Origin of the sequence: Sphingomonas radicis (assembly GCF_051400635.1) — a bacterium.
Taxonomy (GTDB): Bacteria; Pseudomonadota; Alphaproteobacteria; order Sphingomonadales; family Sphingomonadaceae; genus Sphingomonas.
In genome coordinates this window covers 1236940-1251922 of record NZ_JBLFFG010000001.1, presented here as the reverse complement: position 1 = coordinate 1251922, position 14983 = coordinate 1236940, and the positions used below count along the sequence as shown (strand labels likewise).

The window sequence follows — 14983 nt, the reverse complement described above, 5'->3', positions numbered from 1 at the left end:
CGTTCATGGGAGACATTCGGATGATGTGCGCGCGGCGGTAAACGCGCGGCTGGCCGTCCCCGGCCTGGCTTAGTTCCAGCTCACCAAAGCGCCTTCCGGGGCTCGGCTGCGTTGCAGTCGAGGCGGGTCCCCTGCGGCACGAGCGGCAACGAAGCGGGCGGCAAGCTCTCTATTCGACAAAGGGAGATTGCTAGATGTTGCATCGCTTCGCGCCGGCGTTGTCCGCCGGCGCATGCCTCGCTGCGCTCGTCGCCGGTTCGGCGTCTGCGCAGGAGGTAGCCTCAACTGCTATTGCCGCGCCCGAACTCGGCACCCCGCCGGACGAAGATGTCGTCGACGAGGTCGGGACCGAGGACCAGCCCATCGTCGTCACCGCGCGCCGCCGCGAGGAGCGCGCGCAGGACGTGCCGATCGCACTCAGCGTGGTGGGCGGCGAGGCGCTCGCTGCGCGCGGCGACTATCGGCTCGATCAGGTGCAGCAGTTGGTCCCGTCGCTCCAGGTATTCAGCTTCAATCCGCGCAACACCAATATCAACATCCGCGGGCTCGGCTCGAACGTCGCGCTCACCAACGACGGGATCGAGAACGGCGTTGGGCTCTACATTGATGGTGTCTATTACGGGCGTGTCGGGCAGAGCCAGTTCGATCTGGTCGACCTCGACCGGATCGAGGTGCTGCGCGGGCCGCAGGGCACCCTGTTCGGAAAGAACACCACCGCGGGCGCGATCAACATCAGCTCGCGTCTGCCGAGCACTTCCGGCTACGAGTATTCGGCCGAGGCGACCGTCGGCGACTATGGCTACCACCAGCTCCGCGGCTCGGCGAGCGGGCCGATCGTCGACGGGCTGCTCGCCGCACGCGTCAGCATCGCCGATACGCATCGCGACGGCTTCATCGAGAATGTGACGACCGGCCGCAAGGTCCACGACTACGACAATTTCACCCTGCGCGCGCAGCTGCTGATCACCCCGGCGGAAGCGCTCAGCATCCGCCTGATCGGCGATTATTCGAAGCAGGAGCAACATTGCTGCATCAACCTGCCGGTCAGCACCTTCACCACCTATGAGAACGGCGCGGCGATCGCGAACAACTTCGATCAGCGCGCGGCACGGCTCGACTACACGCCGCTGCCGCTCGACCCTTTCGCACGCCGCACCGATGCCAATTCCCACTTTCAGGCGAACATGAACACCGGCGGGTTCTCGGGCGAGATCAGCTATGATTTCGGCGGGGCGACGCTGACTTCGATCACCGCGTGGCGCGAGTGGAACTGGTTTCCCGCGAACGACAGCGATTACACCAGCCTCTCGGTCAACCTCCAAAACCAGCAGCAGAATTTCCAGCGCCAGTTCAGCCAGGAAGTGCGGCTGGGCTCGAATGGATCGCGCAGTTTCGACTGGGTGATCGGCGCCTATTATTTCTGGCAGGTGATCCGCGGCTACGGCACCGCAGCCTATGGTGCCGATGCTCCGCGCTGGCTGTTTCCGGCCGATCCGATCGCGGTGTCGGACGCTGCGGTAAACGGGTTCGTCTCCAAGTCGCAGTCCGATCCGCACACGCGCAGCATCGCCGGGTTCGGCCAGGCGGTCTGGCACATCGATCCGCGCCTGAGTCTGACCGTAGGGCTGCGTTTCACGCACGAGGATAAATGGGGAGGCTATTCCTCACGCCATGTGGCGGGGCAATCGCTCGCCGGCCTCACGCCCGCCCAGGCGACGCGCGCGCAGGCGATTCGCACCAGCCTCAACCCGCAGCAGAGTTTCGAGGTCGATGCGAGCGATGACAGCTTCTCGTGGCTTGGGACCCTCGCATGGAAGCCGAGCGAGGACGTGCTGCTCTACGCCACCTGGTCGCGCGGCAGCAAATCCAAGGGGATCAACCTCACCAACCTGCCCGCCATCGCGAGCCCGGTGGTCGAGCCCGAGGAGACCGACAATTTCGAGGCCGGGATCAAATCGCAGTTCTTCGACCGGAAGCTGACCTTCAACCTCGCAGGCTATTGGACCAACGTCTCGAACTATCAGACGACGATCGTCCAGCAGGTCATCGGCACCAACAGCTACGTCAATTACATCGCCAACATTCCCAAGGCGCGCTCGCGCGGGTTCGAGGCGGATCTGGCGTGGCAGGCCGCCCGATGGGCGAGCTTCACCGGCTCGGTCGCCTATACCGATGCGACCTATGTCGACTATCCGGTCGGCCCCACTCCGGTCGAGCGGCTGAACCCCACGCCCGCCCAGCCGGGCGGCTTCCCGCAGCAGGACATGAGCGGCGAGCGGCTCGCCGGCGTCCCCGAATGGTCGGCATCGCTCGGCGGCGATCTCTGGACCCCGCTCACGCGCGACGCGGAAGGCTATGTCCACGCCGATTGGTCGTGGCGTTCCGAATATTACACCGTGGCCAGCAACAGCCGCTACGGGCTCGTCCCCGGATACGACCTCGTGAACCTGCGCCTCGGCGTTCGGCTCGAGGACGGAAAGGCCGACCTGTCGGTCTGGGCGCGCAACCTGTTCGACCGCGACTATTATCAGACGCTCGGCGTGGTGAACTACGGACTGGTCACCGCCACCATCGGTGATCCGCGCACGATCGGCGTCACTCTCCGGACGAGGTGGTGAAGCCATGGCGACGATCCCCGCACCCCAACCGCTGTTCGAACACGCTGCTCCGGCTGCGGACTCCAGACCGGCAGGGCATCGGCTGATCGGCTTCGCGTCGCTCGCGATCCCGATCGCCGGGGCAGGACTGCCGCTCGCGCTGTTCATTCCACAGCTCTATGCATCGCACTACGGACTCTCGCTCGCGGCGATCGGGCTGGTGTTCTTCCTCGGGCGCATATGGGACATCGCGCTCGACCCGCTGGTCGGCGTATTGAGCGACCGCACGCGCAGCCGTTTCGGGCGCCGGCGGCCGTGGATCGCCGCGGGCGGGCTGTTGTTCGGGATCGGCTCGGCGCTGCTCTTCTTCCCGCCGGGCGTCGTTTCGCCGCTCTACCTCGGTGCAACCCTGTTCGTCTTCTACGCGGGCTGGACGATGATCGAGATTCCCTTCTCGGCCTGGGCGGGGGAGCTTTCGGGGCAGTATCACGAGCGCACCCGCATCGTGACATATCAGCAGACGATGCGGTCGATCGGGCTGCTGCTCGTGCTGGTGCTGCCGACCCTGCTCGATCAGGTCCGCCCTGCCGATATTTCGCTCAAGCTCCACATCGTTGGCGGGTTCATCCTGGTGACGCTGATCCCCGCTCTCGTCCTCACCCTGATTACCTTCCCCGAACCCCCGCGACGTGCAGCCGAGCCCCGTTCGGAAGGCTTTTGGGCAAGCGCCAGCCTGATCGTGCGCGACCGGCTGCTGCTGCGCGTCCTCGCCTCGGACGTTGCGGTCACTGCGGGACAGTCGATCCGGGCGGGGCTGATCGTGTTCTTCGCAGTCAACTATATGGGCCAGCCGGCATGGGCGAGCGGGCTTTATTTGTTCCAGTTCATCTTCGGTGTCTTCGCGGGGCCGATCTGGCTCCAGATCGGGCGGCGCTGGGGCAAACGACGGACCGCGATCGCGGGCGAGCTTGTGCAGGTCGCGATCAACCTCGGGCTGCTTTTCGTTTACCCCGGCGGGCTGTGGCTGCTCGTCGCACTCACCGTCGCGCAGGGGCTCGCCCAGGGTTCCGGCAATCTGATGCTGCGCGCCATGGTTGCCGACGTTGCCGATCATCACGAGCTGCGTACCGGACACAATCGCACCGGGCTGTTCTTTTCGGTGTTCAGCCTCGCGACCAAGGCCGGTCCTGCAGCGGGCATCGGCCTGGCGCTTCCGCTGGTGGCGTGGCTCGGCTTTCAAGCCAAGGGAACCAGCTCGCCTGAAGCGCTCGAGGCGCTCAAATATGTCTTCGCGCTGGGCCCCGCCCTCGCACATGCCATCTCGGCTGCACTGATCTGGCGCTTCCCGCTCGACGAAGCTGCGCACGCCGAGGTCCGCCGCGCGCTCGATGCGCGCACTCAACCCCCCGTTCGTGATCCCCAAGCAGGAGAATGACGATGACCGTACAGAATCATGTTTTCGCCAATGCCGCCGACGCGGAAGGTCCGCTCGACGTAGTACCCGTGGCGGGGCGGATCGGAGCCGAGATCCGCGGCGTCCGGCTGAGCGGCGACCTCGACCGGGCAACCGTCGAGGCGATCCGCACCGCGCTCCATCGCCACAAGGTTATCTTCTTCCGCAACCAGGGGCATCTCGATGATGTGGGCCAGGAGGCTTTCGCCGAGCTGCTCGGGGAACCGCTTGCGCATCCCACGGTGCCGGTCGCCGAAGGTTCGCGCTTCTTGCTCGAGCTCGACACCAAGGAAGGAATCGCAGCGTCTGCCTGGCACACCGACATCACTTTCCTTCCCAACTATCCGGCCGCGTCGATCCTGCGCGCGATCACCATTCCGGCCGCGGGCGGCGATACGCTCTGGGCCAATGCGGCCACCGCCTACGAGACGCTGAGCGCGCCGCTCAAGGCGATCGTGGAGAATCTCAGGGCGGTGCACACCAACGCCTATGACTATGCCGCGAGCCGCCCCGAAGCGACTGCCGAGGAGATCAAGCGCCACCGCGAGATATTCGCCTCGACCGTCTACGAGACCGAGCATCCGGTGGTGCGCGTTCACCCCGTCACCGGCGAGAAGGTGCTGCTGCTCGGCAATTTCGTGAAGGGGTTCGTCGGGTTCAATCGCGACGACTTTGCCCGGCTGTTCGGCATCCTCCAGGATCACGCCACCAGGCACGAGAACACGGTGCGCTGGCGCTGGGCCCCCGGCGACGTGGCGATCTGGGACAATCGCGCCACCCAGCACCGCGCCATTGCGGACTTCGGCGCCCAGCGGCGCACGCTGCGCCGCGCGACGATCGCCGGTGACGTAGCCGTGGGCGCCGACGGCCAGCCGAGCCGCGTGCTCAAGCCCGAGCCCGCACCGGTTCAACAAGCCGCCTGAGTTCCTCCCCGGGGTTTCCTTTCCCCCGGATCCCACTGGGTCGCGCCCTTCCCGGCGCGACCCATTTTTCGGAAAGCCGCCCATGCGCCTCAAGCTTCTCGCCGCCTTGCTCGTCACCGTCGCCGCGCCCGCCGCCGCGCAGGAGGCGAAGCCGCGGCCCAACATCCTCGTCATCGTCGCCGACGACCTGGGCTATTCGGACCTCGGGGCGTTCGGCGGGGAGATCGCCACGCCCAACCTCGACGCGATTGCCCGGCAGGGCGTGCGCCTGACTGGCTTCCATACAGCGCCCACTTGTTCGCCGACGCGCGCGATGCTGCTCTCGGGCACCGACAATCATCTCGCCGGGCTCGGCAACATGGCGGAGATGCTGGCGCCGAACCAGCGCGGTCTGCCCGGCTATGAAGGCTATCTGCCCGCCAATGTCGTCTCGCTGCCCGAGCGGCTGCGCGATCTCGGCTACACCACGCTGATGTCCGGCAAATGGCATCTCGGCACTCAGCCCGAGAACGACCCCTCACGCCGCGGATTCGACCAGGCGTTCGCGCTGCTTCAGGGCGCCAGCAACCATTTCGGCAACGACGTATCCTCCACGCCCGGCACTCCCGGCAAGGCTACCTATCGCGAGAACGGGAAGGCCCTGGAGGTGCTTCCAGGCGGTTTCTATTCATCCGACCATTTTGCGACCAAGCTGATCGAGTTCCTGGGCAAGGCGGACAGGAGCAAACCCTTCTTCGCCTATCTGACCTTCACCGCACCGCACTGGCCGCTGCAGGCGCCCGCCGCGGACATAGCCAAATATCGCGGCCGCTATGACGCGGGCTTCGAGAAGCTGCGGGCCGAGCGGCTCGCACGCCAGCAGGCGCTGGGGCTCATTCCGGCCAACGTCACGCCGCACCCGATCGTGCTCGACGAAGGACGAAGCTGGGCCAGCCTCTCCGATGCCGAGAAGCGCGAGCAGACGACGCTAATGGAGATCTATGCGGCAATGGTCGACCGCATGGACCAGAACGTCGGCCGCGTGATCGCGCATCTGAAGGCGACCGGACAATATGAGAATACGATCATTCTGTTCCTCGCCGACAATGGCGCCGAAGGGATCGATCTGCAGCGCAGCCGCGTGCCGGGTATGGCCGAGCGGCTGAAGCACGCCGACAACCGGCTGGAAAATCTGGGCGCAGCGACTTCCTATGCCGCTTATGGCCCGGGCTGGGCGCAGGCGGCCACCACGCCGTCCTTCCTGTACAAGGGCTTCATCACCGAGGGCGGAACGCGCGTGGCGGCGTTCGTCTCCTGGCCCGGCGCATCGCGCCAGGGCAGGATCGATCACGCCTTCGGCACGGTCATGGACGTGGTGCCGACGTTCGTCGAGGCGGCGGGCGGCGAGTGGCGAGGGAGCAGCTACCGGGGCCGCGCAGTGCAGCCGGTACGAGGCCGCAGCTGGACCGACTATCTGTTCGGCCGATCGGATCGCGTGCACGCGCCCGACGAGGCGATCGGCTCCGAGCTGTTCGGCCGCCGCGCGGTCCGCCAGGGCGACTGGAAGCTCGTCGACCTGGGCGACGGCTGGAAGCTCTACGATCTTGCCACTGACCCCGGCGAGACCAGGGATCTCGCGGCAAGCCATCCGAATCGCGTGAAGGCACTCGCCGCGGCCTGGGACGATTATGCCCGCCAGAGCGGTGTCGTGCTGCCCTCCACTCCGGCAACTTTTCCGTGATGCCGGTTTCCCCGTCCAACCCGATCAGGTGCGACCGGCCACCGATGGGGTCGGCCCGTGCAAATATTGCATTTTTGTGCGCAGCATTTCGCGCGTAGGAGAGTGACGCAGCCGACGGCGCAAGATCGTGGCTGCAGCAGGAGAGAATGCCATGATGAAAGCGATACTGCTCGCCGCAGCGACCGCCTGTGCTGCGCTGACCCAGCCGGCGGTCGCCGCTCCCGAGCCCGAACGTACCGTGCACATTTCGGCTGCGTCGTACGATCTCCGGACCGCAGAAGGGCGTGCCGCGCTCGAGGCGCAGGTGAACCGTGCCGTGGATGCGGTTTGCGGCAAAGTCTCGGACCCGCAGGAAAGCCGCAAGCATGAGGCGTTTAGCTGCCGCCGCGAAACCGTGCCGAATGCCAAGGCGCAGCTTGCGCGGCTGTTTCAGCCCGGCGTGGGCAAGGTAACGACCGAGCGTTCATCGGGTGGGCGCTGATCCGGCACGCGGTCGACACCGAAACGCAGCGGCAACGTAATATTCTCGTAACGCGTATTGCGCCGCACCATGAGATGTGTTTTTTTCTCACATATCAGCGATTCTTAGCAAGAAAGTATCCAAACTGAGGCGATAAAAGCAATAATCGGACGGAGAGGCTCGAAGCGGCCGTGCGGCGCAAATGTGTGTGTGCGGCTCCTGAAGGCGTTGTTTCCCGGTGAGGGTGCCTGTGCGGTGCGAACCGAACACAGGGGGAAACGATGGTTGATTACGGGTCGAAACAAAGCGACAAAAAAGTCGCAAACCGAGTTCGTCTGCTTGCGTTGACTGCCACTGCCACCGCCGCGCTGATCGCTGGCTCCGCCGCCCATGCACAGGAAGCGCCTGCCGCCGAGACCGATTCCGCCGCCGGAATTGCTGCAGCGGAAGATCACGCCGCTCCCGCCCCCGAAGAGCCTGTCGATCCCGCACAGGAAATCACCGTCACCGGATCGCGCATCGTCCGCGACGGCTATAGCGCGCCGACGCCAGTGAGCGTGATCAGCTCCGAAGAAATCCAGCGCGAGTCGCCCGCCAACATCACCGATTTCGTCAACACGCTTCCGGCGGTGCGCGGCAGTGGTACGGCGGCGAGCTCCAACGGTTCGCTGAGCAACGGCGCGGCGGGCATCAACACGGTGAACCTGCGCAACCTAGGCGCGGCGCGCACGCTGGTGCTCTTTGACGGTCAGCGCTCGGTCGCCTCGGCCACCACCGGCGTGGTCGACGTCAACACCTTCCCCCAGGCGCTGATCGAGCGCGTCGAAGTGGTGACCGGCGGCGCTTCCTCCGCTTATGGCTCGGACGCGGTGTCGGGCGTGGTGAACTTCATCCTCGACAAGGACTTCACCGGCTTCAAGATGGATTACGAGTTCGGCGTCACCACATATGGCGACGGCCCGAACCACAAGGTTTCGGCGACGGGAGGGCAGAGCTTCGCCGACGGTCGCGGCCACATCCTGCTGAGCGGCGAATATTTCTCGCAGACCGGAATCCAGTCGATCGACCGCGACTGGAACGACAGCGGGTTCTTCCAAATCGACAATCCGGCCTATAGCGCCGCGGCCTGCTCGGACGGCAGCGCCGCGACGCCCTGTGTCCCCGCGCGCCTGATCCAGGACGGGATCGGCACCGGCCAGTTCACGCCCGGCGGACTGATCAGCACCGGCGCGTTCCGCGGCGTCTATTTCGGGTCGATCGACCCCGCGACCGGACGCGCGACGGTGAACCAGCTCGCCTTCGGCCCCACCAGCGGCCAATGGATGGTCGGCGGCGATTACGACGTCACCAGCGACGGCCACCGGAGCAGCGCGACGCTGCTTCCCGCCGAGAAGCGCGGCAGCCTGTTCGGGCGCCTGAGCTACGAGTTCGCCGACGCCTTCAAGGTCTTCGGCCAGGTGTCGTACAGCTATTACCGTGGCCAGAGCTATTACCAGCAGACGCCGACCACCGGCGTCGCGATCCAGGTCGCGCCCTCGGCCGCCAACGGGGGGCTGATCAACGCCTTCCTGCCCCAGGCGTTCGTCGATCGGGTGAACGCCTATAATCTTGCCAATCCGGCCGCGCGCGTCACCTCTGTGCAGATCGGCACCAGCAACATCGGCATTCCGCCACAGGGCAGCGACAATACGCGCGAAGTCTATCGCTACGTCATCGGGGCGAACGGCGACTTCGGCGCGCTCGGCATCGATTGGAGTTGGGACGCTTATTATCAGCGCGGCGAGACCAGGACGAGCGAACTGCTCACCAACGCATGGAATCTCGCCCGCATGGCGGCGGCGACGGATGCAGTGGTGGCGCCGGCGGGCAATGTCGGCGGCTATGCCGTGGGCTCGATCGTCTGCCGAATCAACGTCGATGCAAACATCGCCAACGACGACCGCGCCTGCGTGCCGCTGAACCGCATCGGTGTGGGCGGCATGTCGCCCGAGGCGGTCAATTACGTGCTATATGGCGGGCTGCAGCCGCTGCGCGAGCAGACGCTGACGCAGGACGTCGCTGCGTTCAACCTGTCGACCAACAATCTGTTCGATCTGTGGGCCGGCCCGGTCAGCATCGCAGTCGGCGCCGAATGGCGGCGCGAGACGGTGACCGGCAGCGTCGATCCGCTGTTCCGGCCGGTCGTGTCGGGGGGCGTCACCAGCGGGACGTGGATCTACGGCAACTATCTTCCCACCGTCGGCGCCTACGACGTTAAGGAGGCGTATCTCGAAACGCTGATCCCGCTGTTCGAAGGCGCAGACCTGAACGGCGCGGTGCGCGTCACCGACTATTCGACCTCGGGTACGGTGACCACCTGGAAGGGCGGCGTCACCTGGCAGGTGATTCCCGACATCAGGCTGCGCGGCACTGTCTCCCGAGACATCCGGGCACCCAATCTGGGCGAGCTCTTCGCGCCCGGCGTCGGCCGCACCAACACGGTCAACGTGCCGCTGGCGGGCGGGGGCTTCCGCACCGATCAGTTCAACGAATCGACTGTCGGCAATGCCGCGCTCTCGCCCGAGGTCGCCAAGACCTATGGCGTCGGCGTGATCGCCACGCCCGGTTTCCTGCCGGGCTTCGCGCTGTCGGTCGACTATTTCGATATCCAGCTCGACGGTGCGATCTCGTCGCTCACCGCGCAGACGCTGATCGATCAATGCTACATCCAGACGATCGCGGACGCCTGCACCTTCATCTCGACAACGGGCGGGCGCGGCGTGACGACACCCGGCCTGCCGGTGACCAGCATCGAGATCAAGCCGACCAACTTCGTGGGCGTCGAAGCGAAGGGCGTCGACATCGAGGCGAGCTACCGAAGCGCGCTCGGGCCGGGCAATCTGACGCTGCGCGCGCTCGCCTCGCACGCGATCAGCCTCTACACCGACAACGGCGTGGACGTGCCCACCGAAGCGGCTGGCCAGAATTCGGGCAGCCTGCCGGATTGGACCTACCGCCTGTCGGCCGGATATGACGTGGGCGGCTTCGGCGCGCAGCTGGTCGGCCGCGGCGTGAGCAGCGGCGTCTATGACAACAGCTACATCGTCTGCGCGACCGATTGCCCGGTCTCGACCGTGGCGAACCGGACGGTGAACCGCAACGACATCGCCGGCGCCTTCTATCTCGACTTCAACACCAGCTACGAATTCGAAACGGGCGGTGGCAAGTTCGAAGCGTTCCTTTCGATCCGCAACCTGTTCGACACCGATCCGGTGCTGGTCGGCAACGGCCCGACCGGCAACAACACCCCGGCTTACCCGCAGACGAACCGCGCGCTCTACGACGTGCTCGGCCGCGTCTTCCGCCTCGGGATGCGCGTCCGGATCTGAATTTCCACGGCCCGCGCGAGCGTCTCGCGCCGGCTATCCTCACATTTGCCACCACCAGGAGAGCTCCCCATGAAGATGAAGCTTCGTACCGCGCTCGTGCTCGGCACCGCGCTCATGCTCGTTCCCGCGACTGCCCACGCTCAGGCCTCTGCCAAACTCAAGGCGGAGGCAGCCGCCAGCGTCGATGCCAGGGCCAAGCTGGTGCAGGAAATGGTCGATTCGGTGTTCAGCTTCGCCGAACCGGGCTTTCAGGAGTTCAAGACCTCCGAATATCTGACCGCCATCCTCGAGAAGAACGGGTTCAAGATCACCCGCGGCGTCGCCGGCATTCCCACGGCATGGACGGCGACCTGGGGCGAAGGCGGTCCGCTGATCGCGCTCGGCAGCGACATCGACGGGCTGCTCGGGCTCTCGCAAACCCCGGGCCTACCCTATCTCAAGCCCCAGGTGCCGGGCGCTCCCGGCCACGGCGAGGGGCATAATTCGGGCATGCCGCTGATCGTCGCCGCGGCGCTCGCCGCCAAGGAAGTGATGGTCAAGCACGGCATCAAGGGCCGCCTGATGCTCTGGCCCGGCGTCGCCGAGGAGCTGCTCGCGACCAAGGCCTATTATGTGCGCGCCGGCCTGTTCGACGGCGTGGACGCGTCGATCTTCACGCACGTCGCATCGGGCTTCGGCACCGGGTGGGGCGACATGGGCAACAACGGCCTGGTCTCGGTGGAATACACCTTCAAGGGCAAGACTTCGCACGCCGCGGGAGCGCCCTGGGCGGGGCGCAGTGCCCTCGACGGAGTCGAGCTGATGGACATCGCCTGGAACATGCGGCGCGAGCATCTGCCGGTTACCCAGCGCTCGCACTATGTGATCACCAACGGCGGAGGCCAGCCCAACATCGTGCCCGACGAGGCGACCGTCTGGTATTATTTCCGCGAGCAGAAGTTCGACACGATCCGCGAGCTCTACGAGACCGGCAACACGATCTCCGAGGCGGCGGCGCAGGCAACCGGCACCACCGTCACGCGCCGCGTGCTCGGCTATGCCGCACCCAACCACGGCAACCGTCCACTCGCCGAGGCCGCGCAGAAGAACATCGAGCTGGTCGGCATGCCGAAATGGACCGCCGACGACCAGGCCTTCGCCGAGGCCGCGCAGAAAGCGAACGGCCTCAAGCTGAAGCCCCTGGAGACCACCGTCGGCAAGATCTCCACGCCCGAGACGCGCGGCGAATCGATGGGCGGCGGATCGGACGACATCGGCGACATCATGTGGACGGTCCCGACCATCACGATCCGCTTTCCCTCCAACATCCCCAGCATGATCGGTCACAACGTCACCGCAGCGATCGCGATGGCGACTCCGATCGCGCACAAGGGCGCGGTGGCCGGGGCCAAGGCCGTGGCCATGACCGTGCTCGACATCGCCACCACGCCCAGGCTGGTGTCAGAGGCGAAGACCTACTTCACCGACGTGCAGACCAAGGAGGTGAAATACGATCCGGTGCTGACCGCTCAGGACAAGCCCGCGATCTGGCTGAACGAGAAGATCATGAAGGAGATGCGGCCGGAAATGGAGAAATATTACTACGATCCGGCCAGATACCCGACCTACCTCGACCAGCTCGGCATCAAATACCCGACGCTGACGACCAAGGTTCCCTGAGCCTCGCCTGATCGCCAGCCTCCCCTCCCCCTTGCTGCCGAGGAACATGATGTCGCGCCCGGATGATCGCCGTACCCGTCGTTTCGCCGTCCTGCTGTTCCTCGGCACCGCGCTGGCGCCGCCGCTAGCGCATGGCCAGCCCGCCCCGCCGGGCGCCATCGCCAAGCGGCTGGCGCGGTCGGATGGCTTCGTACCATTCTGGCTCGACGAGAACGCAGGCAAGCTGCTGATCGAAGTGCCCGCCTTCGACCAGGACGTGCTCTATTATGTCTCGGCGGCGAGCGGGGGCGGATCGGTGGAATTACCGCTCGACCGCGGCATTCTCGAAACGGCGGTGATCCGATTCGAGCGCGTGGGCGGCCGGGTTCTCGTGACGCAGGTGAACACCGGCTATCGCTCGCTGTTCGGAGGGGCGGCACATGCGGAGGGCGTCGCGGATTCCTTTCCCGTCTCGGTGCTCGCGAGCTTGCCGGTCGAGGCGGAGAGCGGGGGCAAGGTGGTCGTCGACGCGAGCAACCTGTTCCTTCGCGATGCCGCCAACATCGAAGGCGACCTGAAGCGTGCCAACCAGGGCAGCTTCCGCTACGATCCTGCGCGCAGCGGCTTCTATTCGAAGCGGACCAAGGCGTTCCCCGAGAACACCGAGATCGAGACCGTCTCGACCTATGTCGCCGAGGCGCCGGGCGCGTTAGTCGCCAATGTGACGCCCGAGCCGCGCATGGTGACGCTGCGAGTGCATCACAGCTTCCTCAAGGCGCCCACCGGCTACACGCCGCGCGCTGCCGACCCGCGCATCGGCGTGAGCGCCATGCAGTTTCACGACTATTCGAGGCCGTTCAGCGAAGGCCCAGAGACCGAGTGGATAACCCGCTGGCGTCTCGAGAAGAAGAATCCGGCCGCAGCGATGAGCGAGCCGGTGAAGCCCATCGTCTTCTACTTCGATCCCGCGATCCCCGCGCCCATCCGAACCGCGATGAAAGAGGGGCTGCTGTGGTGGAACAAGTCGTTCGAGGCGGCGGGCTTCATCAATGCGATCGAGGCGCGCGATGCGCCGCCCGATATGGACCCGATGGACATCCGCTACGCCTATGTCCTGTGGATCAACCGCGACGAGCGCGGCTTTTCGAGCGGCGGCACCTACCGCGATCCGCGCACCGGCGAGATCCTTGGCTCCAAGACGCGGATGGACACCCACCGCATCCGCACCATCGCCAATTATTGGGATGCCTATAATGCCGGGCTGCCGGCAGACGGAAGCGGCATCACCGTTGCCGATCCGGCGATGCTGACGCCGGGCGCCTTCGAAGGCATGCCCGCGGGCCAGCGCAACATGGTCCTGCTGCGTCAGGCATTGCTGACCGCGCACGAGCTCGGCCACGCGCTCGGCTTCGGACATAATTTCGCGTCCAGCCTGAACGACCGCGCATCGGTGATGGAATATCCCACGCCGCGCGTGAAGGTTGTCGATGGCAGACTGGACCTGAGCGAATCCTTCATGAAGGCGATCGGCGCCTACGACACTGCGATGGTCCGCTACGCCTATACGCCGCTGCCATCGGCGAGCGAGAAGGCGGGGCTCGACCAGATCGTCGCCGATATGCGCAGCGCCGGGCTGCTCTACGTGCCCCAGAGCGATCCGCGCTGGACCTGGTACGACGATCGCGCGACGCCCACGGAAAACCTGCGCGAGGCGATGGCAGCGCGCGCGATCATGCTCCAGACCTATGGACAGGCCGGCGTGCTGCGGGCCGGCGAACCTACCGGATCGCTCCGCAATGCGCGGCTGTGGATGGCCTATCTCCACCATCGCTACGCGATCGAATCGGGGATCAAATATGTCGGTGGGCTCTTCACCAACATCACGGTGAACGGCGATACGCTGCCGCCGACCGAGTTCATTCCCGGGGCGCTGCAACGCGAGACGCTGGAGCTGCTGATGTCGGCGATCGAGCCGCGAAACCTGGCACTGCCCGAGTCCCTGCTCGCCCAGCTCACCCCCGATCCCGGCACCAACCTCGAGGATCTATCGAGCGACGGTGCCTTCGATCAGCTGCGCGCCGCCCGCATCCTGGCAGCGATGGTGATCGCTCCGCTCTTCGACGGCGACAAGGCCGCGCGGATGATGGCCCTGGCCCCTCGGCAGTCCGACGCAGTGACCTTTCCCCAGATGGTGGATGCAGTGTTCGACCGCAGCTGGGGAGCGTCGCCTCCATCCGATCCCGGCGAGCAGGCGCTGCTGCGCGTCAGCCAGACGGTGACGGTCGAGGCCGCGGAGATGCTGGGCGCCGACGCCGACGCACCGGCGGATGCCCGCGCCTATGCGCTCCAGAAGCTCGCGGAGCTCGCGGCCCAGCTCCGGCGGCGCTCCGGCGAAGACGCACTGACCACCGCCTTTTATCGCCAGACCGCGATCGACATCGGCCATTATCTGGAGGATCCCAGGGCGCACGCGCCGAAATCGATCGAGCCCGCCTGGGGCAAGGGTCCCCGCTCGCGCTTCCCGCAGCCGCCCGGCCCGCCGTTGTAAGCACGAATAGTTTCGCAAGCGACCGGCCATTTATCGTCTGCGCGGTGGAGGAGTTGATCCAATCTCTGCCGGCCAGCAGTATCATGCTGACCAACTCGAGCCCCGGACTACCGATCGGCCCGCCACAAGGCTCTGCGCCGCCGCCCGAAAGCCGAAAATATCGGCAGCTCGTAACAACCACGTAATAACTCTTCCCCACCGGGCGAGGCGGGACAACGGGCGTTTGGGGGAAGCAATGAGTTGGATCGCGGCGATTCGCCGCTGTTTGCCGCTGCA

At 65.9% G+C, this 14983-nt stretch carries 8 protein-coding genes; all 8 read left to right on the top strand.

Translation table 11 applies throughout. From position 1 onward, the window contains the following. Window positions 1–194 precede the first annotated feature (194 nt). The 8 genes from ACMGDH_RS05635 (at window position 195) to ACMGDH_RS05600 (ending at window position 14707) form a co-directional block, all read left to right on the top strand. Window positions 195–2618 (top strand): TonB-dependent receptor, encoded by a 2424-nt coding sequence (locus tag ACMGDH_RS05635; RefSeq protein WP_436826921.1) that lies wholly within the window; start codon window positions 195–197, stop codon window positions 2616–2618. A 4-nt stretch (window positions 2619–2622) separates the two neighbouring features. Next, window positions 2623–4032: an MFS transporter gene (locus tag ACMGDH_RS05630; RefSeq protein ID WP_436826920.1), complete on the top strand. Its 1410-nt coding sequence runs from the start codon at window positions 2623–2625 to the stop codon at window positions 4030–4032. Window positions 4033–4034: 2 nt separating this feature from the next. Beyond that, window positions 4035–4973, top strand: a complete 939-nt coding sequence (locus ACMGDH_RS05625; protein WP_436826919.1) for a TauD/TfdA dioxygenase family protein — start codon at window positions 4035–4037, stop codon at window positions 4971–4973. Window positions 4974–5055: 82 nt separating this feature from the next. Further along, entirely contained in the window at window positions 5056–6693 is a 1638-nt protein-coding gene (locus tag ACMGDH_RS05620) for an arylsulfatase (protein WP_436826918.1), read from the top strand. Window positions 6694–6844: 151 nt separating this feature from the next. Next, entirely contained in the window at window positions 6845–7174 is a 330-nt protein-coding gene (locus ACMGDH_RS05615; RefSeq protein ID WP_436826917.1) for a UrcA family protein, read from the top strand. Between the two features lie 323 nt (window positions 7175–7497). Further along, window positions 7498–10521, top strand: coding sequence for a TonB-dependent receptor plug domain-containing protein (locus ACMGDH_RS05610; RefSeq protein WP_436826916.1), 3024 nt, complete (start codon window positions 7498–7500; stop codon window positions 10519–10521). 75 nt (window positions 10522–10596) lie between these two features. Beyond that, a complete protein-coding gene (locus ACMGDH_RS05605; protein ID WP_436827233.1) occupies window positions 10597–12180 on the top strand; it encodes an amidohydrolase in 1584 nt (527 codons plus the stop codon). Window positions 12181–12229: 49 nt separating this feature from the next. Then, entirely contained in the window at window positions 12230–14707 is a 2478-nt protein-coding gene (locus ACMGDH_RS05600; protein ID WP_436826915.1) for a zinc-dependent metalloprotease, read from the top strand. Window positions 14708–14983 lie beyond the last annotated feature (276 nt).